Raw genomic sequence first — 24844 nt, 5'->3', positions numbered from 1 at the left:
CATGACACCGGGACCCGGGCGCTCCGAACGTACCGACTGGTCGGACCGGGGGGAAGGGCGGGCACGGGCACCCGGCCGGCCGGGCCGCGGGCAGGAACGGCGCGCCCGGGAACCGTCCGGGGGCGGTCGGGACCGGCCGGGGGGCGGCGGATCAGGGCCGGGGGCGCGGCCGGCGGATCAGGCGTACGACCGCAGCCAGCGCACCTTCGCCGCCTCGTGGAAGGGGCCGCCACCCTCGTGGTCGTTGAAGTCGTACACCTCGATCGTCCTGTCGTCACCGGCCCACGCGTTGTACGCCGCGAACACGGTCGACGGCGGACACGTCTCGTCCTCCAGCGCCACCGAGAACAGGGCCGGCATCCGCCCGCGGGCCGCGAAATGCACCCCGTCGAAGTAGGACAGGGTGCGCAGCACGTCCGACAGGCGCCCACGGTGCGTCTTGAGGAACAGGCCTATCTCGCGGTACGGGTGACGGTCGGTCAGGATCGTCGCGCGCGGGAAGTCGCACAGGAACGGCACGTCCGGGGCCACCGCGACCAGGTCGGGGACCAGCGCGCCGACGGCCAGCGTGATGCCACCGCCCTGGCTGGCACCGAGCGCCACGGTCCGTGCCGCGTCGGTCAGCGGATGCGAGCGGGCCGCCTCGACCGCCCGTACGGCGTCCGTGAACACCCGGCGGTAGTAATAGTTCTCCGGTGCCTCGATGCCCCGTGTCATGTACCCGGGGTACGCGGGCGCCGCGCCCACCGGGTCCGCCGTGGCACCCCCGCCGCCCCAGGCGCTGCCCTGCCCGCGGGTGTCCATCAGGAAGTGCGCCCGGCCCGTCGACGCCCACAGCAGACTCTCGTGCGCAAGGCCGCGTCCACCGCCGTAGCCGAGGAACTCCACGACCAGCGGCAGTGGTTCGGTGGCCCCGGCCGGCAGGCGCAGCCAGCCCTTCACGGGGTGACCGCCGAACCCGGCGAACGTCACGTCGTACACCTCGACCGTGGACAGCCCGGTGTCCACCGGCTCGAACCGCGCGTCCAGTTCGTACGCGCGGGCCTCCCGGAGCGTCTTGTCCCAGAAGGTGTCGAAGTCCGCGGGCACGGTGGACTCGCTGCGGTACTTGCGGAGTTCGTCGAGGGGGAGGTCGAACAGGGCCATCAACAACCGCCTTGGGAAAGGGAGACTGCGTCGTCTCACCGTACGTGGGTGGTCGGATGACCCGCCAGGTTCGTGAGCAGGAAAGGGATCCTCGCGGAGGCGGGGCGCGAGGGGCACATGGCGCTGGTCGGGTGCGGGTAAGCGCTTGTTTCCGGAGGGGCAGGCGGGGTGAACAGCTCCGGCAGTGGTCGGGTCACTGACCGGTCCTGGGCGGGGCTGCGCCGACACTCGCGTGCCCGGCCCCGGTCCGAGTGCCGGCACCGGCACGGCATCGGCACCGGTACCGGGCGCCGCGTGGGCGCTCACTCAGCCGAAGCGCTCGATCCGGATGCGGTCCACCGGCTGGCCCGCCGCGACCAGCAGCCGGGAGGCGTGCTCGGCGAACGCGTTGGACCCGCACACATAGGCCTCCCACCCACCGGCCGGCGGCTCGGCCAGGAGTGGCGCCACATGTGTGGCGGCCATACGTCCCACCGGTACACCTGGCGGGGCGCTGCGGGTGAACACGGGTGTCGTCTCGGCGCCCATCTCGGCCGCGTAGATCAGTTCCTCCGGGCTGCGCGCGGACACCAGCACCCGCAGCGGCACGGTGAGGCGGCGCGCCCGGTGGTGCCGGACCATCGACATCAGCGGTACCACCCCCGAACCGGCCCCCAGCAGCAGCGCGGGCCGGTCGCCCGGCCAGGCGAAGAAGCCGCTCACCGGACCGCGCACCTCGACGGTGTCGCCGGGCCGGGCCACGGTGTGGAACCAGCCGGAGACCTCGCCGTCCGGCACGCGGTCCAGGGTCAGCTCGATGTGCCCGGAGTCGTCCGGTGCCGACGCGATCGAGTAGTGGCGCTGCGCCGCGTAACCGTCCTGCGCGGTCAGCCGCAGCATCAGGTGCTGGCCGGGCAGATGCCCCGCCCACTCCGGCACGGCCAGGCGGAACGTCGTCGCGCGGGGTGTCTCCCGCCGGATCTCGGTCAGGGTGGCGGTCTGCCACACCGCCGCCGCGCCCTCGCTCACGGCGATCCGCCCGGGCACCGCGAACCGCGTCACGGGAGTCGCCGTCCCGGTCGTCGCACCAGTCACCGCCGTCTCGGTCCGCGCCGTCTCAGCCACCGCCGTCTCACTCACCGTGGTGTCAGTCACCGTCTGGATCACCGTCTCAGTCACCGGAGTACCGCTGCTCCTCCCAGGGGTTGCCGCGGGCGTGGTAGCCGTTGCGCTCCCAGAAGCCGGGCTCGTCGTGGTCGAGGAGCGTGATGCCCGCGATCCACTTGGCGCTCTTCCAGAAGTAGAGATGGGGTACCAGCAGCCGCGCCGGGCCGCCGTGCTCGGCCGGCAGCGGCCCGCCCTCGTATTCCCAGGCGATCCAGGCCCGGCCGCCGGTGAGGTCGGACAGGGGCAGGTTCGTGGTGTAACCCGTGTGGGAGTAGGCGACGGCATGGGTGGCGGACCCATGGGGTCGCACCACATCGAAGAAGGCGTCGAGCGAGACACCGCCGAACCGCACGCCGAACTTGGACCAGCCGGTCACACAGTGGATGTCACCGTCGTACGCCGACGCCGGCAACCCGTGGGCGGCGTCCCAGTCCCAGGTGTGCGGCCGTTCGACCAGGCCGTCGATCCGGAGGGACCAGTCGCCGGGCCCGAGGTCCGGGGTGACCTCGGCGGACAGGACGGGCCAGTCGTCGCCCGCGTCGTACTGTCCGGGCGGCAGCCCGGGCCGGTGGACGCGCGGGCGGCCCGTGAAGCCTCGCGTGACGTTCATGGTTCAACCGTACGCTGTCGCTCCGGCTGCCCCCGTCCCTGGTCACGCCCTGATCGTTGCGGCGGTATGAACTCTTCCGGGCGCTGGGAATACGCGGCCGGGTGCGTCTCCTTGGCGCTCAGTGCCGGCTCCGGCGCACCGGTGACAGTGCGAGGGCGGCGCCGGTGACGACGCGAGGGAAATGAGGGAGCGAGGATGTCCAAGCCGTACGTCCCGACGACAGTGACCGAGGTGGCCGCGTGAGCATCCTGAGCAGTCCGGGTGGCCCCGGCCCGGCCGCCGCCGGCGTCCCGCACGTCCTCGACAACCCGGCTCTCGCCTCCCTGACCGGCGCGCACGCCCACTTCGCCGAGCGGCGCGGCCGGGTGCTGCGCTACCCCGTCGACGTCTCGCCCTGGCTCGCCCTGCCCGACCTCCCGGACGCGCAGGACTGGGCGGACCTCGCCGAACTGGCGGGACCGGGCGCCGAGGTCCCGCTGCCCGGTTACCGCGGGGAGGTACCGGACGGCTGGGAGATCACCTTCCGGGTCGAGGGCGTGCAGTTCGTGGACGGCGGCATCGCCGCCGCTCCGGACGCGGAAGCGGTCCGGCTCGGCCCGGCGGACGTCCCCGACATGCTCGACCTGGTGGCCCGCACCGAGCCGGGGCCGTTCCTGCCGCGCACTCTGGAGCTCGGCACCTACCTCGGCATCCGGCGCGGCGGCGCGCTCGTCGCCATGGCGGGGGAGCGGCTGCGTCCGCCCGGCTGGACCGAGATCAGCGCGGTCTGCACGGACCCCGCGTTCCGCGGCGAGGGGCTCGCCACCCGGCTGGTCCTCGCGGTCGCCCACGGCATCAGGGAGCGCGGCGAGACCCCGTTCCTGCACACGGGCGCGCAGAACACCAGGGCCGTCCGGCTGTACGAGTCCCTGGGCTTCCGGCTGCGCCGCCACACCGTGTTCCTGGCGGCCCGGGCGCCGGAGCGGCTGGCGGACGGCCGCCCGGCGGCAGCCGTGGCGTACCCCGGGCGGGCGCCCGGCCGGAGCGGTGCCCCGGAGGGCGGTCAGTCGGCGCCGGGGCCGATCTCGCCCGGCGCCGCGTTGTACCGCTCCAGATAGGCCGCGAAGCGCACCAGGTCCTCCTCGGGCCAGTTCGCGAGCCGCTCCCGGAAGGCGGTCCGGCGGCTGCGGGTGACCTGGGCGAGGATGTCCTCGCCGGCCTCCGTCAGGTGCAGCACCTGCACCCGGTGGTCCTCCGGGTCCAGGCGGCGTTCGATCAGCCCGGCCCGCTCCAGCGCGCCCACCTGGCGGCTCACCGTGGACTTGTCCAGCGCGTAGTGGGCCGCCAGGTCGGTCGCCCGGCAGCCGCCGCGCTCCTCCAGGTGGCCCAGCAGGGTGTACGACACCAGGGACAGCTCGGGGTGCATGCGGCCCGCCGAGGCCCGGGCCCGGCGGGCGAAGATCGTCATCTCGCGCTGGATCGTCTCGACGGCCGACTCCGCTGCGCTCACGGGAATACCTCCTCCGGGGTTCTAGTTGTACAATACAACTAGATTATGAGTTGTATAAGCCAACTTTTGGAGGGTCGCCCGCGATGAGGTCACCGGCACTGCGCCATGTGCTCACCCACCTGATAACCCCGCTGCTGATGTGCATCGGCATGGGGCTCGCGTACATGGGGGCGTTCGTCACCCCGGAGCCGCACCACCTGCCGGTCGCCGTCGTCGGCACCGCCCCGCGGACCAAGGTCTTCGCGCAGACGGTGAAGGACACCGCGGGGGACAGGCTCGACGTCCGTACGGTCGCCACCCGCGCCGACGCCGTCCGACTGCTCGAGTCCCGGGATGTCACCGGCGCCTATGTGCCCAGCGCCAAGGCGCCCGAGCTGCTGGTCGCCACCGCCGCCTCCGACATGGGCGCGACGGCCGTCGAGAAGGTCTTCACGCCGGTGGCCGCCGAGCAGGGCACCCCGCTGAAGGTCACCGACGTGGCCGCGCCGGTCGCCGACGATCCCACCGGCCAGGGCCTGTTCTTCCTGCTGGTCGCGGTCAGCATCGGCTCCTACGCCTCGGTCGCCGCCCTCGGGGCCGCGGGTGCCGCGCTCGCGATGCGCGTGCGGGCGCTGCTCGCGCTCGGCGTCTCCGCCGTGGTCGGCGGCATCGGCGCGCTGCTCGCCGGCCCGGTGTTCCACCTCGCCCACCACGACCTCGCGGGTGTGTGGGGTATGGCCTGGCTGTACTCGGCGGGCATCCTCCTGGTCGGCGTCGGTCTGCACACATTCCTCAAGCGGTGGACCACGCTGGCCATGATGGTGCTCTTCGTGATGCTGAACTTCACCAGCTCCGGCGGCCTCTTCCGGCCCGAGCTCCAGAACGGCTTCTTCGGCGCCCTGCACGCCTTCTGGAACGGCGCCGGTTTCGTCGAGGGCGCCCGCAGCCTGCTCTACTTCGGCAGTGACGGCCTCGCGCGCAACGTGTGGACCCTGGCGGGCTGGCTGCTGGCCGGCCTCCTGGTGACCGCGGGCGCCGCCCTGTACGAGCGCACCCGGCGCCCCCTTCAGCGGACCGCTCACCCCGAGGCCGGGACCGGGCGGGCCGCCGGCACCACGTCCCACGGACCGGCGGCCCGCGAGGAAGCTGAGGCGGAGGCCGAGGCGGACGCGGAGGCGGACGCGGAGGAAGAGGCCGAGGAAGAGATCGAGGAGACGGTCGGCGTCTGACGACCGCCCTCAGGGGGCGTGCCGACCGCCCTCACCGGGCGCGCCCGGCGCCCGGAAGACGGACCCACGGCCGCGTGACGCACGCGGCCGTTCCCGTTTCCCGGCGGCCGGGGGAGCCGTGTCGGAGCGTTGCGGTATGGTGACCGCCTGGCCGCGGGTGTCCGCGGCCCCGATGGCGAGGAGGTGAGTCCCATTACCGCTGTGTCGGCAGGGGTGCTCTCTCCTCGTGACGGCGCGGTACGCCGGCAGCGGTGACCGCGGGAGCGCCCTGATGCTTCGCGCTCCCGAAAGGCTTCCGGCTTCCATGCCCACTCCCGTACCGCCTTCCCCCTCCGCCGTCGTCTCCGCACTGCGTGCCGCCGGGTGCGTCTTCGCCGAGGACGAGGCGGCGCTGATCCTCGCCACCGCCCGTACCCCCGGCGACACGGCCGCCATGGTGGACCGGCGCGCCGCCGGGCTGCCGCTCGAACAGGTCCTGGGCTGGGCCCGGTTCCACGGACTGCGCATCACGGTGGAACCCGGGGTGTTCGTGCCCCGCCGCCGCACCGAGTTCCTGGTCGACCAGGCGCTGGCCGCGGCACCGCACGCGGCCGTCGCCGTGGACCTGTGCTGTGGTTCCGGCGCGCTGGGCGCGGCCCTCGCCGCCGTCCTCGGCGGTGCCGAGGTGCACGCCGCCGACATCGACCCGGCCGCCGTACGCTGCGCCCGCCGCAATCTCGGCGCCTTCGGCGGCCGGGCGCACCAGGGCGACCTGTACGACGCCCTGCCCGCCGGTCTGCGCGGCCGTGTCGACGTGCTGATGGCGAACGTGCCGTACGTCCCGACCGCCGATGTGCCCCTGCTGCCGCCGGAGGCCCGCGACCACGAGCCGCTGGTCGCCCTGGACGGCGGCGCGGACGGACTCGACGTGCTGCGCCGGGTGGCCGCCGGGGCACCCGGATGGCTGGCGCCCGGTGGCTGTCTGCTGACCGAGACCAGCGAGCGCCAGGCGGCGGACGCGGCCGAGGTGCTCACCCGGGCGGGCCTGTCGACGCGCCTGGCGGTGTCGGAGGAGCTGTACGCGCACGTGGTGATCGGCGTACTTCCCTAGAGTGCGCGGCTTCCGGCGCCGCGCCCGTCCCCGAAGCCGCTAGTCCAGTTCCTGCGCGCGGGCGATGAGCAGGGCGACGTCGTCGTGGTTGTCCGGGTGGTGGAGGGTGCGCAGGAGAAGGTCGCAGACCTCCTCCAGGGGGCGTGCGGGGTCGTCGAGCAGGGACAGCAGGACGTCCAGGCGTTCGTCCAGCGAGTGGCGGCGGGTCTCGACCAGGCCGTCGGTGTAGAAGACCAGCTCGTCGCCGGGCTGGAAGTCGACGGTGACCGTGGAGAACTCGACCCCGCCGACCCCGAGGGGCACGCCGGTGGGCAGGTCGAGCAGCTCCGGCGGGCGGCCGGGCCGGACCCGGGCCGGCGGCAGATGGCCGGCGTTGGCGATCCGGCACTGCCGCAGATGCGGGTCGTGGACGGCGTAGACGCACGTCGCGATGGAGTGGTCCAGGGCCGACGTGGTGCTGTCCAGGTGCTCCAGCAGCCGGGCCGGGTCGAGGCCGAGCGAGGCCAGGGTGGTGGTGGCGGTGCGCAGCCGGCCCATCGTGGCGGCGGCGCTGATCCCGCTGCCCATCACGTCGCCCACGACGAGCGCGGTCTTCCCCCCGTCCAGCGGTATGACGTCGAACCAGTCGCCGCCGACCTCGCTGGTCGCGCCCGCCGGCTGGTAGCGGGAGGCCACCTCCAGGCCGGTGGTGACCGGTGGATGCCCGGGCAGCAGGCTGCGCTGGAGGGTGAGCGCCGTGTTGCGGACGTTCTGGTACCAGCGCGCGTTGTCGATCTGTACCGCCGCGCGGGCGGCCAGCTCCCGCGCCAGCAGGACGTCGTCCTCGCCGAACGGCGCCGGGTTCCGGGTGCGCTTGAGGTCGAGCGCCCCCAGCACCTCGCCGCGCGCGATCAGCGGCACCGCGAGATACGAGTGCAGGCCCGCCCGGCCCAGCAGCAGGGCCGCCTCGGGCGAGCGGGCGATGCGGGGCAGGTCGTCGTCCTTGACCTGCGGGACCAGCACCGCCTCACCCGTGCGCACACACTCGGTGACCAGGCGGTCGGACGGGTAGCGGGCGATCTGGCCGGGCGGGTCGGCGGCCCGTACCGCCTCCGTGTCCTCGTCCGGCCGGACCGCGAGCGCCCGGATCACCGCGGACTCCGACGGGCCCAGGGTGCTGGGCCGCCCCTCCACCACCGCGTCCAGCAGGTCCACGGCGGCCACGTCCGCCAGTTCGGGCACGGCGACGTCGGCCAGCTCGCAGGCGGTGCGTTCCAGTTCGAGCGTCGTGCCGATCCGCGCGGAGGCGTCGGCGATGACCGCGAGCCGGCGCCGGGCCGCCTCCGCCTCCACCGAGGCCCGGTGCTGCTCGGTGATGTCGACCAGCGAGACCGCCACCCCGAGCACGTTGCCCATGGCGTCCTCCAGCCGGTACAGCGAGTGGGACCAGGTGTGGTCCGTGTCCGGGTCGGCCGCGGTACGGCCGACGAGCGTGTCGTCGACCAGGGGAACGCCCGTCTCCAGCACCCGCCGGGTGGCGGCCTCCAGCGCGTCGGCGTCCACCCGGGGCAGCACCTCGCGCAGGGTCCGGCCCACGTGTTCGGCGGCCGGCAGGCCGTTGATCTTCTCCAGGGCCGGGTTGACCGAGACGAACCGCATCCGGGTGTCGAGGACGCCGTATCCGATCGGGGACTGCTTCACCATCCGCTCGGACAGTGCCACGTCCTGCTCCAGCCGCCGTACGGTCGACTGGTCGGCGGCCAGGCCGAGCGCGTACACGTCCCCGCGGTCGTCCAGCAGCCGCATGTTGCGGAACTCCACCAGACGGGTGCTGCCGTCCTTGTGGCGGACCGGGAAGCCGCCGGCCCAGCTCTGCCCGGTGCGCAGTACGTCGGCGAAGAGGTCGCCGACCAGCCGCATGTGCCGTTCGTGCACCATCAGCCGGGCGGCGTACTGCCCCAGGGCCTCCCGCGCGGTGTACCCGAACAGCTCCTCAGCCTGCGGACTCCACAGGACGATGCGGCCGTCCGTGTCCAGCACCACCGACGCCACGCCCAGCACGTCGAGCAGCCCGCCCGGCCGCTGCGGCCCGCGCACGGGCCCGTCGCCCTCGGCCACCGGAGCCTCGGCTGCACTCATGCCACGCACCGCCTTCGCCCGTCCGCACGGCACGTCGTCCCCCGTGCCGACTCCCCTTGTTCTACCGCGCTCACACCGAGTCTCCGCCGCCTTCGCCGTCCACCTCCACCATCTCTCAACACGGAGCCGGGCGTCCGCCGGAGCCGTCACCGGCGGTGCGCGCGCTGCGGGGCCTGCCGGCGGGACCGCAGCCCGCGATCCCGCGGGCCGTGAGAGTTCACGCTCATGTTGCTGCATTGGCCTGTACATGACTATGACGCCACGCCAGACTGTCCGCCGACCGAGTGCCCTCCACCCCCCGTCCAGGAGTCGCCCATGCCCGCGTCCGCCCGGGAACGCCGTCACGCAGTCCTCGCCGGCCTCGTCGCCCTCGCCACCGCCGCCGTCGTGTCCCTCGTCGCGCCCACGCCCGCCACCGCGGCAGGCACCTGGACCGAGACCGGCTCCGACCGCGCCGACCCGCTGACCGAGAGCCAGGGCCTGGCCTCGGTGGAGGTGCCCGCGAACAGCCCCAACCGCTACACCGGCATCGGCACCATCCCCGTCGGCCTGTCCGCCCGGGGCTGGAACCACGTGGGCGACCCCGACGCCACCTACGGCGGCTACTACATCGAGCCCTACCAGCGGGACTCCGGCAACTCGAAGATGTTCCGCGTCCAGGCCCCCGACGGCACCTGGTCGGAGTACGTCCACACCCTCGGCCCGGACGAGGCGCTGAACAACTCCTGGGCGGCCGTCTCGCCCGACGGCCGGTGGATGCTGTCCGGCGAGTGGGGCACGATGACCCGCCTGCTGGTCTTCCCCACCCCGGGCGCCAACCCGTCCACCTCGCCCTCGGCGAACCTCCCGCAGACCGGGACCGTCCGTCTGGACCACGCCGTCCGCGACGTCCAGGGCTGCGACTTCTCCGGACCGACGACCCTGCTGTGCTCCTCCGACGACCCGGACGGCTCGCTCTTCGGCCTCACCAAGCCGCTGCTCCGCATCGACCTGTCGGCCGCCCCGGACGGCACCGACGTCTCCGGCCACGTCACCGCCCTGCGCCAGCTGCCGCTGCGCAGCTCCTGCTCCGGGAACTTCGAGGCGGAGGGCATCGACTACGACCGCCGCAGCGGTGTCCTGCGCGTCATCGTCGTCTCGCCCGGCTTCTGCGTGCTGACGGACAGCAAGACGTACAAGTTCTCCCAGAGCTGAGGTGTGCGCGGCGGCCTGTGATGTTTTCCTGAGGATGGACGCGGTTCGGCGGGATACCCGTTCCACCGCAGCGCGGCTACGAAAGGACTGGCATCAATGACAGACACGGAGCGGTCGAACGCGGAAACCGTCACGGTGGAGCTCAGCGGCTCCGCGGAGGACGCCCGCATCGTCTTCGACGCGCTGGGGTCATGCTTCGCCTCCGACCGGGGCGCGGACGAGCCGCCTCAGCAGCTGCACGAGTCACGCCCGATGGTGTGGTCCGGCACCTACGACGTGGCGGACAGCCGTGAGGGCGACTGCCCCGAGGTCCGCCTGGGCTCGGCGGTCGAGGCGGACGTCCAGGGCGGCCCCTGGGCCGTCGACCGGTTCCTCACCACCCTGGACTCGATGTTCAGCGTGCGGGAGACCTCCGCCTCCGGCGACCAGGAACGCGACCTCCACCTGCGCCTGGAGAGTCGCTGACCTCACGCCCCTACGCCCCGGCCGGTGCTCCACCGGCCGGGGCGTACTGCGCCAGGCCGTGGCCGAAGGACCAGTCGGCGCAGCCGTTCTCGGTCAGGGTGACCAGCACGTTGCGCGGCTCGGTGCCGGTGCGTTCGTGCACCAGCTCGGCGATCCGCCGGTACAGCGCCCGCTTGACGTCCGCGTCACGTCCGGCGCGCAGGGTGATCGCGACGAACACCACCGAGTCGTCGCGGCGCACGCCCGGGTGGTCGCCGTAGCGCAGGAGGCTGTGGACGCCGTCGTGGCCGGTCAGCACCTGGAAGCGGTCCCCGGACGGCACACCGAGCGCGTCGACCACGGCTTCGTGGACGGCCTCGCCGAGCGCGGCCAGGCGGGCCGGGTCGGTGCCGAGGGTGTCTATACGGACGAGGGGCATGGCGGTGTCCTTCCGCTGGGCACTGGCGTGGCGAAACTCTGTACATACTAGTAGGTACAGAGTGGCTGGTGTCACGTGCGGGTGGTTGTGCAACTAGTTGCATAAAGCGTGCGGCTTGCTCTACAACAGGGAGTGACGACACCGCGCACGGAGGGCCCCGATGAGCCGTTACCCGCACCTGATGACCCCGCTCGACCTGGGGTTCACCACCCTGCCCAACCGCGTGCTCATGGGCTCGATGCACGTGGGCCTGGAGGAGGCCGAGCACGGTTTCGAGCGGATGGCGGCGTTCTACGCGGCCCGCGCGCGCGGGGGCGTGGGGCTCATCGTCACCGGCGGCATCGCACCCAACGACGAGGGACGGCCGTACGAGGGCGGAGCCAAGCTCACCACCGACGCGGAGGCCGGACAGCACCGGGTGATCACCGAGGCCGTGCACCGCGAGGGCGGCCGGATCGCCATGCAGATCCTGCACTTCGGCCGGTACGCCTACCACCGGGACCTCGTCGCGCCGAGCCCGCTCCAGGCGCCGATCAGCCCCTTCGTGCCGCGCGAGCTGACCGACGCCGACATCGAGCGGACCATCGGGGACTACGTCCGCGCCGCCCGCCTGGCGCGTGAGGCCGGTTACGACGGCGTGGAGATCATGGGCTCCGAGGGCTACCTGATCAACGAGTTCATCGCCGCGCAGACCAACCGGCGCACCGACCGCTGGGGCGGCTCGTACGAGAACCGGATGCGGTTCCCCGTCGAGATCGTCCGGCGGGTGCGCGAGGCCGTCGGCGAGGACTTCATCGTCATCTACCGGTTGTCCATGCTGGACCTCGTCCCGGGCGGCTCCTCGCTGGCGGAGGTCGTCACCCTCGGCAAGGCCGTCGAGGCCGCCGGGGCGACACTCATCAACACCGGCATCGGCTGGCACGAGGCCCGCATCCCCACCATCGCCACCTCCGTGCCGCGCGGCGCCTACACCTGGGTCACCAAGAAGCTGATGGGTCAGGTGTCCGTGCCGCTGGTCACCACCAACCGCATCAACACCCCGGAGCTGGCCGAGGAGCTGCTGGCCGGCGGCTACGCCGACATGGTGTCCATGGCCCGCCCGATGCTCGCCGACCCCGACTTCGTCGCCAAGGCCGCCGCCGGCACCCCGGAGGCCATCAACACCTGCATCGGCTGCAACCAGGCCTGCCTGGACCACACGTTCAGCGGGCAGATCACCTCCTGCCTGGTCAACCCGCGCGCCTGCCACGAGACCGAGCTGGTGCTCTCGCCGACCCGGCAGAAGAAGCGCGTCGCCGTCGTCGGCGCCGGCCCGGCCGGACTCGCCTGCGCGGTCGCCGCCGCCGAACGCGGCCACGCCGTCACCCTGTTCGACGCCGCGAGCGAGATCGGCGGACAGCTCAACGTCGCCCGCAAGGTCCCCGGCAAGCAGGAGTTCGACGAGACCCTGCGCTACTTCGGCCACCAGCTCCGGGCCCACGGCGTCGATGTACGCCTCGACACCTGGGTCACCGCCGACACCGTGGCCGGCTACGACGAGGTCGTCGTCGCCACCGGCGTCACCCCGCGAACCCCGGACCTCCCGGGCATCGACCACCCCCGCGTCCTCGGCTACCTCGACGTACTGCGCGACGGCGCCCCCGTCGGCGAGCGCGTCGCCGTGCTGGGCGCCGGCGGCATCGGCTTCGACGTCGCCGAGTACCTCACCGACGGCGGCGACAAGGCGCACGAGGACCCGGAGACGTACTTCCGCCAGTGGGGCGTCGACACCACCTACCAGGCGCCCGGCGGCCTCGCCGCGCCCGTGCGGCCCACACCGCCCCGCCAGGTCCACCTCCTCCAGCGCAAGACCACCAAGGTCGGCGCCGGGCTCGGCAAGACCACCGGCTGGATCCACCGCACCGAGCTGAAGCACCGGGGCGTCACCATGGTGCCGGGCGTGCGCTACGACCGGATCGACGACGCCGGGCTGCACATCACCGTCGGTGAGGAGAGCACCGTCCTGGAGGTCGACACCGTGGTGCTCTGCACCGGCCAGGACCCGCGCCGAGACCTGTACGACGAGCTGGTCGCCGCCGGACGCAGCGCGCACCTCATCGGCGGCGCGGACGTCGCGGCCGAACTCGACGCCAAGCGGGCCATCAAGCAGGGCACCGAGCTGGCCGCGGCCCTGTAGCCGAGGCCGCGGGGCGCGCGCCCGGCGCGCCCGCGCCCCTTTCTAGGATGAGCCCATGTCACTCCCGCACGCGATCCTCACCGCCCTGCTGGAAAGACCGTCGTCGGGGCTGGAGCTGACCCGCCGGTTCGACAAGTCGATCGGCTACTTCTGGTCCGCGACGCACCAGCAGATCTACCGCGAGCTGGGGAGACTGGAGGCGCAGGGCCTCATCCGCGCACTGCCGGCCGAGCAGCCGGCCCGCGGCCAGAAGAAGAACTACGAGGTGCTCCCGACGGGCCGCGCCGAACTGGCCCGCTGGACCGCCGCCGCGCAGGACCCCAAGCCCCAGCGGGACGTGCTCCTGCTGCGGCTGCGCGCGGCGGCCGTGGTCGGCACGGCGGGCCTGGAGCCGGAGCTGCGCCGCCACCTGGAGCTGCACCGGCGGCAGCTCGCCGAGTACCAGGAGATCGAACGGCGCGACTTCCCGCCGGACCGGCACGCCCCCCGGGACCGGCTGCGTCACCTGGTCCTGCGGGCGGGCATCGACCTGGAGACCTTCTGGACCCAGTGGCTCACCCACGCCCTGGCGGAGTTCGCGGAACTGCCGGCGCAGGAGTGCGGTCCCGGGGAGCGGTAGGCGCGCCGCGGGCCCGGGGCGCCTCAGCGCCGCCGGGCCGGCTCCCGCGCGTGGGCCGTGCGCCGCAGGCCCGGGAGCACCGGCTCGCACAGCACCGCCGGCGCGACGGCAGCCTCGGTCTGCCCGGTCCGGGTCGGCTGCCCGTCGATGATGTCCAGGTCGGTGACGGCCGGTTGCGCGGCCGGCCGCCCGTACGGCGGCACGTGCCCGGTGTCGCGGGGGCGACCGAGCCGGGCCAGCCCGGCGACCGGGTCGACGAGCCGCCGGTGGGTGGGGTTGAGCAGGTCCAGGACGGTGCCGCATGACCGGCCCAGCCGCTCCGGCAGCGCCTCCACCGAGCGGCGGGCGGTCTCCACCGCCGGGTCGTCCCCGGCGGACCCCTCGACGCGGGGCAGCGCCCGGGCCGCCGCGCCCAGCCGCAGGTGATGGTCGAGCGACTCGTCCTCCGCGGGGGCGATCACCTCACGCGCGGCGGCCACCGGGACCCCGCCGATCCGGGGAGCGGGCGGCGCCGCCCGCTCCTCCCCGGACCGACCCGGTGACGGGGGCGTGCTGAGGGGGGCTCAGAGCCGGTACGGCTTCGAGCGGCGGCGCAGCACCCAGCCCGTGGCGACGACGCCGGCGCCGACCAGGGCCGCGCCGACGCCCAGCGTCAGCGGGCCGTAGTCGCGGGCGGCACCGCCCAGGCCGCCCATGACCCCCCGGGAGGGTCTGGCGGTGGACGTCGCCGAGATCGTCGGCGAGGTGGCGCCGGAGACGATCACCGACTGGCTGCCCGCGGTGCTGCCGCTGGAACAGACCACCACCACGGTGAACGTCCCCGGGCTCACCCCGGACCAGGCCGCGGACTGGCTGACGGACGTGCCCGACAGGGCCACCTGCCTGCCCTGGGCGAAGCTCGCCTGACGGCTCGAGAGCAGGGCCGCGGTGCCCCAGCTGCCGTTGATCTGGGTGCACGCACTGGTCACCACCGAGACCGTGGAGCCGGTGGTACTGACCGAGATCCCCGAGGCGGCGGCGGACGGCCCGGCGAACCCGGCCGGAAGCGCGGCGGCGACCGCCAGGGTCAGGCCGGAGCGGAGCAGGAGTCGTGAGGTGTGCATGGGCTGGCCTCCGGCGGCACGGTTGGCGGTACGTCCCATGCGCCGCCTGGGGTCGGAAACGTCCGTGCGCCTCAACCGCAGCAAACGCCGCCCCGGGACCGCCCGCACGCCGGGGACACCCGGCCGGGTGACGGCTGCACCGCCCGGATGAAGCGGACCGTCCGTGTGGCCCCCGCCGTCCGGTGGACGCAGGCGCGCCGGACCTGTCCGCCCGTCAGCCGCCCGTGGTCACCGTGCGTTCCGCCGAGTAACCACCCCACGTCCCGTCCGGCAGCCGCGCCCGCAGCCGCACCCGGTGCTCCTCGCCGGCCGCCGTGCCCGTGTAGAAGCTGTGCCGCGCCCGGCCGTGCGGCGGCGTGCCGCCCCAGAGGAGTGAGGTGGCCGCGGCGCCGTCCAGCTGGATCTGGTACTCGGTGACCACACCGCCCGTGCGCGGCGGGTCCCAGGCCAGGTCGATGTAGTAGGCCCCGCCGGACCGGTGGGTGGCGGCGGTGAAGCCGGTGGGCGCGGTGTCCCGGCCGTCGTCCCTGCCCGGGGTGGCCAGGCGGATCCGGGTGCCGGCGGGGGAGAGATTGCCGGCGGCATCCTGGGCCCGCACCGTGAAGACGTAGCGGCTGCCGGGGCGCAGGCCGGTGACCACCGTGGCCGTCTGGCCGCCGCCGACGCTGTGGATCTTCACGTCGCCCTGGTAGACCTCGTACGACACCACGCCCCGGTCGTCCCGGGACGCGCCCCAGGACAGCTGGACCGCGCGGCTGCCGACGGTCCGCCCGGCGGTGTCCCGGGGCCGGGTCGGTGCCGAGCGGTCCGCCGCCACCGCGGCCGGTGTCCGCGCCCGTACCGACCGGCTCGGCGGGCTCAGCCGGCCCGCGGCGTCCCGGGCACGCACGGTGAACGCGTACACGGTGGACGGCCTGAGCCTGGTGACGTCCACCATGTGCTGCGAATCCGCCACGTCCGCCACTTTGGTGGTGCCGCGGTATATCTCGTAGGAGCGGACCCCGGAGCCGTCGGGCAGGGCGTTCCACATGACGTGCACGCTCGTGGCGCTGCCCGCCGTGGCGGTGACCCCGCCCGGAGCGCCCGGCGCCCGTCCCTCGTCCGCCTCGCCGGCCCGGCCCCAGCCGCACGACACGGCGAGCAGCAGGGCTCCGCAGGCCAGCACGAGCGGAACGGGAACGCGTCGCACGGCTGTTCCTCCCCCGGGGGACGGCGTGAGCAGGCACGGTAAAGGTCCGGACCAATAGTGCCGGGCGGGTGCGGCCACAGCAAGGGGGTCGCGTGGGGGACTGCCCCCCGAGTTGCGTGAGCTGGACCTCTCCGCGGCCGAACTCGCTTGCCACTGAGCGGAGTTCATGCCGGTGGCGCGGACCCGCTGTCGTCGCCGATCCCGTGCCGGCATGGGCGGCCGGGGGTTCCGGGCGGGCAGTTCCCGGAACCCCCGGCCCCTTCATGCCGGAACCCGGCCTCCTGTACCCCTGTCATCCGCTCCGCGCAACCCGGTCGGCGCCCGGACCCACGGCTGTCCTCGCGGGATGCTCCGAAGATCCCCTCGCGGGGTGTCAGAAGCGTGCTCCATCCGGCCCCTTCGGAGCGGTCCCGACGTCCACTCGCCCGAACGCGCACCACAGTGGGCTGAATGCCCGTTATGTACCCTAAGAGAGGGTTCCTCATCGTGCGTGTCCCGTCGCTGACGCTGGCCGCCGCCGGCGCCGCCCTGCTCGCCCCCACGGCCCTGCCCGCCCCGGCCACCGCCGTCCCGCCCCGAGAACGGCCCGCGGTCCACGGCGAGGATCTGGTCACCGCCGCCGACCTGCTGGCGCGCACCGACACGTGCACCCAGGTCTCCCGGGGCCGGTACCGCACCGACGCCGACACCGCTCCGACCGTCCCCGTCTGCGGCACCCGGGACGCCGTCTTCTGGAAGGCCGACCTGGACATCGACTGCGACGGCCGGCCCAGCGCCCGCTGCAACCACCGCACCGACCCGCTGTTCGCCCCCACCACCGCCTTCCAGCAGTCCGACGGCCGCCATCTGAGCGCCGCGCGCCTGCCCTACATCGTGGTCCCCGCGCCGAGCAGACGCTGGAACCAGCGCGCGCACGGCGTCCGGGGCGGCTCCGTGGCCGCGGTCGTCTACCGGGACCGGGTGCGGTACGCGGTCGTCGGCGACACCGGCCCGCGCGACATCATCGGCGAGGCCTCCTACGCCACCGCCCGCAGCCTCGGCATCCCGCCCGACCCGCGCACCGGCGGCGTACCCTCCGACGTCACCTACATCGTCTTCCGCCATTCCCGCGCCACCCGCATCGAGGACCACGCGGCGGTGGTGGAGGAGGGCCGGCGACTGGCCGGCCGCTTCATCGCGGACGACCCGAGGAACTGGCCGTGGCGGGCAGCTTCCGGCCGTCCCCTCGTGCGGTAGGCGCGCAGCTCCGTGGCGGGGACGCGGGGGCAGCGGCCGGCCGGGCGTTCCGTCGCGGGCGAGCGGCGCACCGGCCCTGGCGGGCTGCTTCCGGCGGTCTCGCCGTCGTGCGGGAGGCGTGCGCTTCCGCGGCGCTTCCGCGGCGGCGCGGAGGGCCGGCGGGCCGGCGGGCCGGCGGCCCTGCCCGGCGATGCGTCGCGGGGGCGGCGGCCGACCGGCTCTTTCGTCGCGCGCCGCCGCCGGCCCCCTCGCGCGCCGAAGCCCGTCGTCACACCTTGCGGTAGGCGTACGCCTCCGCCGCCGCCGCTTCCACGGCGTCCAGGTCTCCCCCCGCGGCGGCGGTGACCACCGCGGCCACCGCGCCCTCGACGAACGGCGCATCCACCAGGCGCGTACGCTCCGGGAGTTCATCGCCCTCGGCGAGCAGTGCCTTCACCGTGAGCACCGCGCTGCCCAGGTCGGTGAGCACCGCCACCCCGGCCCCGCCGTCCACCGACGCCGCCGCGGCGGCGATCAGCTCGGCGCTGGTGCCGAGCCCGCCGTCCTCGGTGCCGCCCGCCGGAGCCACCGGCACCGCGGCCGCCCCGCCCGACAGGCCCTTGGCCAGCGCCGCGACCGACGCGGCCACCTCCGCGCTGTGCGACACCAGTACGATCCCGACCGCCCTGTCCTCACTCACCGTCCGCCTCCGCCGTGTCGGCCAGCGCGGCGATCAGCAGCGCCGACGAGGTCGCCCCCGGATCCTGGTGGCCGATGCTGCGTTCGCCCAGATAGCTGGCCCGGCCCTTGCGCGCCTGCAACGGGGTGGTGGCCTGGGCGCCCTCCTCCGCCGCGGCCCGCGCGGCGGCGAAACCCGTCCCGAGCGCGTCCACGGCCGGTACCAGCGCGTCGATCATGGTCTTGTCGCCCGGTGCCGCCCCGCCGAGCGTCATCACACCGTCGACGCCCGCGCGCAGCGCCTCGGCCAGCTGCTCCCTGCCGACCTCGGCCGCGTCACCGAGCGCCTTCCCGGTCCGGCGCAGCAGAGTGCCGTACAGCGGGCCGGACGCACCGCCGACGGTCGAGATCAACTGCCGCCCGGCCGCGGTCAGGACGGCCCCCGGAGTCTGCGGTGCCTCCTTCTCCAGGGTGGCCGTGACCGCGGTGAACCCGCGCTGGAGGTTGCTGCCGTGGTCGGCGTCCCCGATGGCCGAGTCGAGGGCGGTAAGGCGCTCCGCCTCGCGGTCGACGGACGCGGCGGTCGCCGTCATCCAACGGCGGAAGAAGTCGGCGTCGAGCACTGGATCTCCTCGTGGTAGGACTGCCGGCCGGTGCGGCCGGGGCGGTGATCGTCTGCTGTCGCCGGCTCACATGCCCCAGCGCAGCGCCGGAGTCCGTACCGGCGCGTCCCACAGCCGCAGCAGCTCCTCGTCGGCCTGGCACAAGGTCACCGAGGCGCCGGCCATGTCCAGGGAGGTGACGTAGTTCCCGACCAGGGTGCGGGCCACGACGACCCCCCGTTCGCGCAGTACCCGCTGCACCTCGGCGTGGAAGCCGTACAGTTCCAGCAGCGGCGTGGCGCCCATGCCGTTGACCAGCAGCAGGACCGGGTCGCGCGGCGGCATGTCCTCCACGATGGCGTTGACCGCGAAGTCGGCGATCTCCCCGGAGGTCATCATCGGGCGCCGCTCCCGGCCCGGCTCGCCGTGGATGCCGATGCCGAGCTCCAGTTCACCGTCCGGCAGATCGAAGGTCGGGCTGCCCTTCGCCGGGGTCGTACAGGCGCTCAGGGCGACGCCGAAGCTGCGGGAGTTCGCGTTGACCTGGCGGCCGACGGCCTCGACCCGCTCCAGCGGCTGCCCCTCGGCCGCGGCGGCACCCGCGATCTTCTCCACGAACAGCGTCGCGCCGGTGCCGCGCCGCCCGGCCGTGTAAAGGCTGTCGGTGACCGCCACGTCGTCGTCGACGAGCACCTTCGCGACCTGGATGCCCTCGTCCTCGGCCAGCTCGGCCGCCATGTCGAAGTTCAGCACGTCACCGGTGTAGTTCTTCACCACGAACAGCACGCCAGCCCCGCTGTCCACGGCCGCCGCGGCGCGCGCCATCTGGTCCGGCACCGGCGAGGTGAACACCTCCCCGGGGCAGGCGGCGGACAGCATGCCGGGGCCGACGAAGCCGCCGTGCAACGGCTCGTGCCCCGATCCGCCGCCCGAGACCAGTCCGACCTGTCCGGCCACGGGAGCGTCCCGGCGGACGATCACCCGGTTCTCCACGTCGACGGTCAGGTCGGGATACGCGGCGGCGAAGCCGCGCAGCGCGTCCGCCACGACGGTCTCCGGCACGTTGATCAGCATCCTCATGGGGGTCTCCTCGTGAGCTTGGCGCTTAGGCCCAGGACCTGCCGCTTCGCAGGTCACCGGCGTGGAGGGCGGTCTTGCATCGGGCGGTTCACGGCGGTCGGAGGCGGGTCGTGCCGGGTCGGCCGCCGACTCGGGGCCGACCACGGTGACGAGACGTCACCCCCTGGCTCTCCTTGATCGCCACATCGTGATCGTCGAATGGGCCGTCCCGTCTATTGGCAGTATCGGCCTTGCGCCAGTGAAGGTCACCTGCGGCCGGGTGCTTTCACGTTCGGTAGCGCCCCATGCGCGTACCGCCACGCGCGGCGTCGCGCTCTCGCCGCATGCCGAAGACCTCCCGGGCGTGCGGCCCGGGAGGCCCGGCAGCGGGGGAGCGGCGGTCAGTAGCCGCAGGCGGTCACCCACTTGTGGGAGGAGATGCGGTCGTTCCACTCCCAGGGGATGTTGCCCTGGCCCCCGTTGGGCGCGCAGGTGGAGGCACCGCCGTAGTTGATGTCCTCGTAGACGCGGACGTCTCCGTAGGCGCCGCCGTAGCCGTTGTTGAACCAGGACGAGGCCCGGTCGTTCATGTCGAAGCTGCCGTTCGGGCCGCAGGTGCTCCAGTTGGCGTCGTCGCCGCTCCACCCGCAGGAGTGGCCGCCGCGATCGGTGTCCTCCCACACCCAGTAGGCGCCGTCGGCGGCCAGGGCGGAGGCGCTGGCCGTAGTGGTCTTCCCGTGCGGGGTGTGGGCCGTGGCGGCGCCGGCCGTGGTCAGGGCGGCGGGAACGGTCAGCAGCGGCAGGACGAACGTGCCGGCCAGCAGCATGGTGCGCAACTTGCGCATGGGATCCTCCAGGGGTCTGGTCCTACCCGTTTGATGTCAGGACGGTGGTGCGGACGGAGAAGGTGGTGCGAGGCGCCGCGCCCTCGGCAGCGCGGCGTTCTGGAACCTCCACCTGTCGACGAGTTCCTCGCGGTACTGCGCGCGGAGCCGTTCGCCGTAGGAGCGGTCCAGAATTCGGGAGACCCGCGCCAGCGGTGTGCCGGTCGCGCAGGTCGCTTCGGTGACGGCGAGCGCGGTCCCCGCCGCGTCCGCCTCGGACGCCGGCAGGCTCTCGCGGTAGCGGGCCGCCGCCTGCCGGGACTCGTCGGGGCTGGTGTACGGCCGGCCGGCCGCCCGCATGCAGGCGGCCCACCGGCCCACCGCGGCCACGTACCGCCGGTCCTGGTGTACGCGCGTCTCCCGGAGGGGACGCAGGTTCATGGTGACGACCTTGACGCGGAACCAGGCCTTGAGATCTCCGTAGAGCGTGCGTTCGGCGTCCGCGATGCAGCCCTCGGTGGAAGCGGTGACCGTCATCTTCGTGGGCGTCCTCGCCGAGAGCCCCACGGGGGAGGGCCCCATCAGCGCGGTACGGGCCGCGGCCCGCGCGGACGGCGACAACCCGTGGAAGTACCGCTGGTTCGGGTCGTTCCGCCGCGCCTCGGCCCTGAGGCGGTCCTCCCGGCCGCCGTAACCGTGGGCGCGGGCCCACGCGACGTCGTCGACCGCGTACGGGAAGGTTCGCGCGCCCTCGCCGGCAGCCCCGGCGACCTCCGTGACCTCGTACCGGAATCCCCGCGCGGCCATGCACCGGCTGATCAGGACCTGTTCCGCCCGGGCCAGCACCCGGACCTCCCGCGGGCCCGGTTCGCGGGACGAACCCGCCGGACCCGGCCCGGGCGCCGGGCCGCCCGCGGCCGCTCCGCATCCGCCCAGCAGCAGGACGGCTGCCAGACCGGCGGCCACGGCCCGGGCCGTGGCCGTGGCGGTCGCACGGTGACGCCTCATCGGCGAAGACCTCCCCTCGCTCTCGCTGTCGTGGTGCGTGAACCCAGGTCTAGCCGTTGTCGGTTGTTCGCCGTCGGGCCGGTTGCAGTGAACAAACAATTGCTGAACAATCCACACCAGAGGGCGGAAAACCCCTCGGGTGGGGAAGCCCGAGCGGGGGAAGGGGAGCATGGCCCGCAAGGAGCGCCCGCTGGAGGGGGAAGACGGACCGCTGCTGCGGTTCGCCGCGGCTCTGCGCCGCTTACGTCACGAGGCCGGCTCCCCGCCGTACCGCGATCTGGCGCACCGCGCCCACTACTCGGTGGCCACCCTGTCCGGCGCCGCCTCCGGACGGCGGCTGCCCAGCCTGGACGTCACGCTGTCGTACGTACGGGCCTGCGGCGGCGATCCGCGGGAATGGGAGGGGCGCTGGCACGCCGTCGCCGTCGAACTCCGCGCCGTGTCCTCCGCCGGCGCCTCGGGGGAGCGGAACGGCCCGGACGAGGGGGGCGACCCGCACCGACAGCCCTGCCCGGAGGTACCGGCCGGCCCGCTCCCCCGAGGGCCGTACGTCGGTCTGGCGGCCTTCCGGACCGAGGACGCCGACCTGTTCTTCGGCCGCGAGCGTCTCGTCGAGGACCTCCTCGCCACCCTGGCCCGGAGGCGGGCCGTGGCCGTCGTCGGCGCGTCCGGAGCCGGCAAGTCCTCCCTCCTGCGCGCCGGACTGCTGCCGCGTCTGACCCGTGACGAACCACGCCGCAGGGTTTGGGTCCTCACCCCCGGACCCCACCCGTGGGAACGCCTGGAGAAGGCGCTCGCGGCGGGGCGGGAAGCCCGGGAGTCCTGGGAGTCCGGGTCGGGTCACGGGCTGGAGTCCGGGTCGGTCTCCGGGCCCGGTCACGGGGCGGCCTCCGGACCGGACTCCGGGCCCGGCCACGGGGCGGCCTCCGGACCGGACTCCGGGCTGGGATCCAGGTTCCTGTCAGGGCCGGGCCACGGGCCGGGCTCCGGGCCGGGATCCGGGTTGCAGTCAGGCCGGGGCCACAGGGCGGACTGCGGACTGGGCTCCGGGCCGGGCCCCGCGCCGGGTTCCCGGCCGGGTGAACTGGTCGTCGTCGTGGACCAGTTCGAGGAGGTCTTCACCGTCTGCACCGACGCCGACGAGCGGGCCCGCTTCATCGCCGCCCTCGTCGAGGAGGCGGAGCGGCCCGGATCCGGCTGCCGGATCGTCCTCGGGGTCCGCGCCGACTTCTACGCCCACTGCACCCGCCACGCCCCGCTCGTCGCCATCCTGCGCGACGCGCAGGTCGTCGTCGGCCCGATGAGCGCGGCCGAACTGCGGTGCGCCGTCGTCGAACCCGCCCGGCGGGCCGGCCTGACCGTGGAAGGCGCCCTCCAGGCCACCCTCGTCGCCCACGCCCACGGGCAGGCCGGAGTCCTGCCCCTGCTGTCCCACGCGCTGCTGGAGACCTGGCGCAGGAGGCGAGGCGCGGCCCTCACCCTGGACGCCTTCCACGCGGCCGGCGGATTCGAGGGGGCGCTCGCCCAGTCCGCGGAGAGCCTCTATTCCTCGCTCACCGTCCGTCAGCGGCAGCTGGCCCGGCAGACCTTCGTACACCTCATCGCCCTCGGCGAGGGCACCGAGGACACCAAGCGGCCCGTCTCCCGCGACGAACTCGGCGAGGACGCCGACACCGCGACCGTGCTGGCCCGGGCCGCGGCGCTGCGCCTGCTCACCCTCGACGACGGCCGGGTCGAACTCACCCACGAGGCGCTCATCCGGGCGTGGCCCCGGCTGCGCGGCTGGCTGACCGACGACCGCGAGCGGCTACGGGCCCACCGTCGGCTCACCGACGCCGCCCGCGCCTGGGAAACCCTGGGACGGGACCCCGGCGCCCTCTACCGCGGCGCCCGGCTGGCCCTCGCCCGCGACCTCGTCAACAGCCGCGGGATCCGGCTCGCCCCGACGGAACAGGCCTTCGTCGACGCGGGGACGGCGGCCGAGGCCGCGGCCGACGACTCCGCCCGGCGGCGCGCCCGACGCCTGCGCTTCCTCGTGGCACTCCTGGCCGTGCTCGTCGTGGTGGCGGCCATCGCCACCGTCGACGCCCGCCGGGCCGAGGACGAGGTCACCCGGCAGCGCAACGCCGCGGTCGCCCGGACCATCGCGGACAGCGCGACGGGACTCGTCGACACCGATCCCGGGCTGGCGGTACAGCTGGGCCTGACGGCCTACCGCCTCGCCCCGACCGCCAGGACGCGCGACGCCCTGGTGAGCACCCTGATGACCACCGTGGTGGCCCACGCCAAGGAGGTCCTCGCCATCGCCTACCGTCCCGACGGGCGTCAGCTGGCGACCGCGAGCGGCGACCACACCGCACGGCTGTGGCGGGTGCACGGCACCGACCGCCCCGTCGCCGAAGCCACCCTCAGGGGCCACGGCGACGACGTCCGGACCGTGGCCTACCGCCCGGACGGCCGCGCGCTGGCCACCGGGTCCGCCGACGGGAGCGTGCGGCTGTGGGACACGGCGACGCCCACCCGGCCGGCCCTGCTCGCCTCACTCACCGGCCAGGGAGGCGACGTACGCTCCGTCGCCTACGGCCCGGACGGCCGTACGCTCGCCACCGCCGGCAGCGACGGCAGTGTGGGGCTCTGGGACGTCACCGACCCCGCCAGGCCCGCCCTGCTCACGCGGGTGACCGGACATCGTGACGCGGTCCGTTCGGTGGCGTTCAGCCCGGACGGCGGCACGCTCGCCAGCGCCGGCGAGGACGGCGCCGTACGACTGACCGCCGTCGCCGACCGGCGCCGGCCCCGACGGCTGGCCGTCCTGTACGGCCACGCCACCGGGGCGTTCTCGGTGGCGTTCAGCCCCGACGGCCGCACACTGGCCACGGCCGGCGGCGGGCACGCACCGGTACGGCTGTGGAACCTCGCCGACCCGCGGCGTCCGGCCCCGCTCGCCGGCCTCTCCGGCCACACCGACGTCGTCGGCTCGGTGGCGTTCAGCCCCGACGGGCGCACCCTGGCCAGCGCGAGCGACGACCGCACGGTGCGGTTGTGGAGCGTGGACCGGCCCACGCACCCGACCGCGCCGACCACACTGACCGGCCACGGCACGGCGGTCAGCTCGGTCGCCTTCAGCCCCGACGGAACCGTACTGGCCTCCGGCGGCTTCGACGCCACCGTCCGCCTCGCCGGTACCGACCGGGCCCGCGTCATCGCGCACGCCTGCGCTCACACCGGCCCCCGCATCACCCGCGCCCAGTGGGCCGCCCACCTGCCGTACGTCGCCTACGCGCCCCCGTGCGGCGATCCGGACGACTCCGAGCCGACCGGCCGGCCCCGGCGCGCACCCGGCGCCGCCGGCGGCCCCGGGCGTCCGGCGGGACGGGGCACGGCGAGCTGATTCTCCGGCCCGCCGTCACGCCGTCACGCCGTCAGGAGCACGTCCAGGGAAACGATCACGACGCGGGCCGCGACGGCCGTCAGCACCACCCAGGGC

The 24844-nt window shown here is 74.3% G+C and carries 23 protein-coding genes; 9 read left to right on the top strand and 14 right to left on the bottom strand.

Features of this window, described 5'->3' with window-relative positions; translation table 11 throughout:
- Nucleotides 1-177: 177 nt before the first annotated feature.
- The 3 genes from ACGFT1_RS01485 to ACGFT1_RS01475 all read right to left on the bottom strand — a co-directional run bounded on the left by ACGFT1_RS01485 (nucleotide 178) and on the right by ACGFT1_RS01475 (nucleotide 2902).
- Nucleotides 178-1146: an acetylxylan esterase gene (locus ACGFT1_RS01485; protein WP_373906980.1), complete on the bottom strand. Its 969-nt coding sequence runs from the start codon at nucleotides 1144-1146 to the stop codon at nucleotides 178-180.
- A 306-nt stretch (nucleotides 1147-1452) separates the two neighbouring features.
- On the bottom strand, nucleotides 1453-2172 hold the full coding sequence (locus ACGFT1_RS01480) for a ferredoxin reductase (RefSeq protein WP_373907633.1): 720 nt from the start codon (nucleotides 2170-2172) through the stop codon (nucleotides 1453-1455).
- A 124-nt stretch (nucleotides 2173-2296) separates the two neighbouring features.
- Nucleotides 2297-2902 (bottom strand): sulfite oxidase-like oxidoreductase, encoded by a 606-nt coding sequence (locus tag ACGFT1_RS01475; RefSeq protein ID WP_373906979.1) that lies wholly within the window; start codon nucleotides 2900-2902, stop codon nucleotides 2297-2299.
- Nucleotides 2903-3141: 239 nt separating this feature from the next.
- Here ACGFT1_RS01475 and ACGFT1_RS01470 point away from each other — a divergent pair, with 239 nt between their 5' ends.
- Nucleotides 3142-3999, top strand: coding sequence for a GNAT family N-acetyltransferase (locus tag ACGFT1_RS01470; protein ID WP_373906978.1), 858 nt, complete (start codon nucleotides 3142-3144; stop codon nucleotides 3997-3999).
- On the opposite strand, the gene ACGFT1_RS01465 is transcribed toward ACGFT1_RS01470, so the two are convergent.
- The gene (locus tag ACGFT1_RS01465; RefSeq protein ID WP_373907632.1) at nucleotides 3945-4349 is read right to left on the bottom strand and encodes a MarR family winged helix-turn-helix transcriptional regulator; all 405 of its coding nucleotides are present in this window, start codon (nucleotides 4347-4349) and stop codon (nucleotides 3945-3947) included. The genes ACGFT1_RS01470 and ACGFT1_RS01465 overlap by 55 nt on opposite strands.
- Before the next feature lie 125 nt (nucleotides 4350-4474).
- On the opposite strand from ACGFT1_RS01465, the gene ACGFT1_RS01460 reads away from it, so the two are divergent.
- Nucleotides 4475-5599 carry a hypothetical protein gene (locus ACGFT1_RS01460; protein ID WP_373906977.1) on the top strand — a complete coding sequence of 375 codons (1125 nt, stop codon included), beginning with the start codon at nucleotides 4475-4477 and terminating at the stop codon, nucleotides 5597-5599.
- A 304-nt stretch (nucleotides 5600-5903) separates the two neighbouring features.
- Nucleotides 5904-6689, top strand: coding sequence for a putative protein N(5)-glutamine methyltransferase (locus ACGFT1_RS01455; protein WP_373906976.1), 786 nt, complete (start codon nucleotides 5904-5906; stop codon nucleotides 6687-6689).
- A gap of 39 nt (nucleotides 6690-6728) precedes the next feature.
- Here the strand turns inward: ACGFT1_RS01455 and ACGFT1_RS01450 are convergent, their stop codons facing one another.
- On the bottom strand, nucleotides 6729-8807 hold the full coding sequence (locus ACGFT1_RS01450) for a SpoIIE family protein phosphatase (RefSeq protein ID WP_373906975.1): 2079 nt from the start codon (nucleotides 8805-8807) through the stop codon (nucleotides 6729-6731).
- Nucleotides 8808-9122: 315 nt separating this feature from the next.
- Between ACGFT1_RS01450 and ACGFT1_RS01445 the strand changes: the two genes are divergently transcribed.
- Complete coding sequence (locus tag ACGFT1_RS01445; RefSeq protein ID WP_373906974.1) at nucleotides 9123-10001, top strand: hypothetical protein; 879 nt, start codon at nucleotides 9123-9125, stop codon at nucleotides 9999-10001.
- A gap of 96 nt (nucleotides 10002-10097) precedes the next feature.
- On the top strand, nucleotides 10098-10466 hold the full coding sequence (locus ACGFT1_RS01440; RefSeq protein WP_373906973.1) for a hypothetical protein: 369 nt from the start codon (nucleotides 10098-10100) through the stop codon (nucleotides 10464-10466).
- Nucleotides 10467-10476: 10 nt separating this feature from the next.
- Here the strand turns inward: ACGFT1_RS01440 and ACGFT1_RS01435 are convergent, their stop codons facing one another.
- Nucleotides 10477-10884, bottom strand: a complete 408-nt coding sequence (locus ACGFT1_RS01435) for a tautomerase family protein (RefSeq protein ID WP_373906972.1) — start codon at nucleotides 10882-10884, stop codon at nucleotides 10477-10479.
- A 160-nt stretch (nucleotides 10885-11044) separates the two neighbouring features.
- Here ACGFT1_RS01435 and ACGFT1_RS01430 point away from each other — a divergent pair, with 160 nt between their 5' ends.
- Both ACGFT1_RS01430 and ACGFT1_RS01425 read left to right on the top strand, forming a co-directional pair.
- The gene (locus ACGFT1_RS01430; protein WP_373906971.1) at nucleotides 11045-13060 is read left to right on the top strand and encodes an FAD-dependent oxidoreductase; all 2016 of its coding nucleotides are present in this window, start codon (nucleotides 11045-11047) and stop codon (nucleotides 13058-13060) included.
- A gap of 55 nt (nucleotides 13061-13115) precedes the next feature.
- Entirely contained in the window at nucleotides 13116-13679 is a 564-nt protein-coding gene (locus tag ACGFT1_RS01425) for a PadR family transcriptional regulator (protein ID WP_373906970.1), read from the top strand.
- Nucleotides 13680-13702: 23 nt separating this feature from the next.
- Here the strand turns inward: ACGFT1_RS01425 and ACGFT1_RS01420 are convergent, their stop codons facing one another.
- The 3 genes from ACGFT1_RS01420 to ACGFT1_RS01410 form a co-directional block, all read right to left on the bottom strand.
- The gene (locus ACGFT1_RS01420; protein ID WP_373906969.1) at nucleotides 13703-14158 is read right to left on the bottom strand and encodes a transcriptional regulator; all 456 of its coding nucleotides are present in this window, start codon (nucleotides 14156-14158) and stop codon (nucleotides 13703-13705) included.
- Between the two features lie 84 nt (nucleotides 14159-14242).
- A complete protein-coding gene (locus ACGFT1_RS01415) occupies nucleotides 14243-14782 on the bottom strand; it encodes a hypothetical protein (protein ID WP_373906968.1) in 540 nt (179 codons plus the stop codon).
- Nucleotides 14783-14996: 214 nt separating this feature from the next.
- Nucleotides 14997-15971 carry a fibronectin type III domain-containing protein gene (locus tag ACGFT1_RS01410; protein WP_373906967.1) on the bottom strand — a complete coding sequence of 325 codons (975 nt, stop codon included), beginning with the start codon at nucleotides 15969-15971 and terminating at the stop codon, nucleotides 14997-14999.
- 486 nt (nucleotides 15972-16457) lie between these two features.
- Between ACGFT1_RS01410 and ACGFT1_RS01405 the strand changes: the two genes are divergently transcribed.
- Nucleotides 16458-17207, top strand: a complete 750-nt coding sequence (locus ACGFT1_RS01405) for a glycoside hydrolase family 75 protein (protein WP_373906966.1) — start codon at nucleotides 16458-16460, stop codon at nucleotides 17205-17207.
- Between the two features lie 268 nt (nucleotides 17208-17475).
- Here ACGFT1_RS01405 and ACGFT1_RS01400 read toward each other — a convergent pair whose 3' ends face one another.
- From ACGFT1_RS01400 to ACGFT1_RS01380, 5 genes are all read right to left on the bottom strand, one after another.
- Nucleotides 17476-17886: a PTS-dependent dihydroxyacetone kinase phosphotransferase subunit DhaM gene (locus tag ACGFT1_RS01400; RefSeq protein ID WP_373906965.1), complete on the bottom strand. Its 411-nt coding sequence runs from the start codon at nucleotides 17884-17886 to the stop codon at nucleotides 17476-17478.
- On the bottom strand, nucleotides 17879-18487 hold the full coding sequence (gene dhaL / locus ACGFT1_RS01395; protein ID WP_373906964.1) for a dihydroxyacetone kinase subunit DhaL: 609 nt from the start codon (nucleotides 18485-18487) through the stop codon (nucleotides 17879-17881). Before dhaL ends, ACGFT1_RS01400 begins: the two co-directional genes overlap by 8 nt.
- A gap of 66 nt (nucleotides 18488-18553) precedes the next feature.
- Nucleotides 18554-19546, bottom strand: a complete 993-nt coding sequence (gene dhaK / locus ACGFT1_RS01390) for a dihydroxyacetone kinase subunit DhaK (protein ID WP_373906963.1) — start codon at nucleotides 19544-19546, stop codon at nucleotides 18554-18556.
- Between the two features lie 380 nt (nucleotides 19547-19926).
- Nucleotides 19927-20370 carry a peptidase inhibitor family I36 protein gene (locus ACGFT1_RS01385; RefSeq protein WP_373906962.1) on the bottom strand — a complete coding sequence of 148 codons (444 nt, stop codon included), beginning with the start codon at nucleotides 20368-20370 and terminating at the stop codon, nucleotides 19927-19929.
- A 36-nt stretch (nucleotides 20371-20406) separates the two neighbouring features.
- Entirely contained in the window at nucleotides 20407-21357 is a 951-nt protein-coding gene (locus ACGFT1_RS01380) for a hypothetical protein (RefSeq protein ID WP_373906961.1), read from the bottom strand.
- Between the two features lie 169 nt (nucleotides 21358-21526).
- Between ACGFT1_RS01380 and ACGFT1_RS01375 the strand changes: the two genes are divergently transcribed.
- Entirely contained in the window at nucleotides 21527-24748 is a 3222-nt protein-coding gene (locus tag ACGFT1_RS01375; RefSeq protein WP_373906960.1) for an XRE family transcriptional regulator, read from the top strand.
- Nucleotides 24749-24844: the final 96 nt, after the last annotated feature.

The organism is Streptomyces sp. Y20 (genome assembly GCF_043195475.1).
Classification (GTDB): domain Bacteria; phylum Actinomycetota; class Actinomycetes; order Streptomycetales; family Streptomycetaceae; genus Streptomyces.
The sequence above is the reverse complement of the archived record's forward strand: the minus strand, read 5'-3'. Positions and strand labels throughout refer to the sequence as shown.

Bases quoted from the DNA above. Each gene is read 5' to 3' on its own strand.
- ACGFT1_RS01430 (WP_373906971.1), top strand. From the start codon at position 11,045: ATGAGCCGTTACCCGCACCTGATGACCCCGCTCGACCTGGGGTTCACC.
- ACGFT1_RS01485 (WP_373906980.1), bottom strand. From the start codon at position 1,146: ATGGCCCTGTTCGACCTCCCCCTCGACGAACTCCGCAAGTACCGCAGC.
- ACGFT1_RS01375 (WP_373906960.1), top strand. From the start codon at position 21,527: ATGGCCCGCAAGGAGCGCCCGCTGGAGGGGGAAGACGGACCGCTGCTG.
- ACGFT1_RS01425 (WP_373906970.1), top strand. From the start codon at position 13,116: ATGTCACTCCCGCACGCGATCCTCACCGCCCTGCTGGAAAGACCGTCG.
- ACGFT1_RS01450 (WP_373906975.1), bottom strand. From the start codon at position 8,807: ATGAGTGCAGCCGAGGCTCCGGTGGCCGAGGGCGACGGGCCCGTGCGC.
- ACGFT1_RS01440 (WP_373906973.1), top strand. From the start codon at position 10,098: ATGACAGACACGGAGCGGTCGAACGCGGAAACCGTCACGGTGGAGCTC.
- ACGFT1_RS01475 (WP_373906979.1), bottom strand. From the start codon at position 2,902: ATGAACGTCACGCGAGGCTTCACGGGCCGCCCGCGCGTCCACCGGCCC.
- ACGFT1_RS01445 (WP_373906974.1), top strand. From the start codon at position 9,123: ATGCCCGCGTCCGCCCGGGAACGCCGTCACGCAGTCCTCGCCGGCCTC.
- ACGFT1_RS01435 (WP_373906972.1), bottom strand. From the start codon at position 10,884: ATGCCCCTCGTCCGTATAGACACCCTCGGCACCGACCCGGCCCGCCTG.
- dhaK (WP_373906963.1), bottom strand. From the start codon at position 19,546: ATGAGGATGCTGATCAACGTGCCGGAGACCGTCGTGGCGGACGCGCTG.
- ACGFT1_RS01380 (WP_373906961.1), bottom strand. From the start codon at position 21,357: ATGAGGCGTCACCGTGCGACCGCCACGGCCACGGCCCGGGCCGTGGCC.
- ACGFT1_RS01455 (WP_373906976.1), top strand. From the start codon at position 5,904: ATGCCCACTCCCGTACCGCCTTCCCCCTCCGCCGTCGTCTCCGCACTG.
- ACGFT1_RS01465 (WP_373907632.1), bottom strand. From the start codon at position 4,349: ATGACGATCTTCGCCCGCCGGGCCCGGGCCTCGGCGGGCCGCATGCAC.
- ACGFT1_RS01385 (WP_373906962.1), bottom strand. From the start codon at position 20,370: ATGCGCAAGTTGCGCACCATGCTGCTGGCCGGCACGTTCGTCCTGCCG.
- ACGFT1_RS01460 (WP_373906977.1), top strand. From the start codon at position 4,475: ATGAGGTCACCGGCACTGCGCCATGTGCTCACCCACCTGATAACCCCG.
- ACGFT1_RS01415 (WP_373906968.1), bottom strand. From the start codon at position 14,782: ATGCACACCTCACGACTCCTGCTCCGCTCCGGCCTGACCCTGGCGGTC.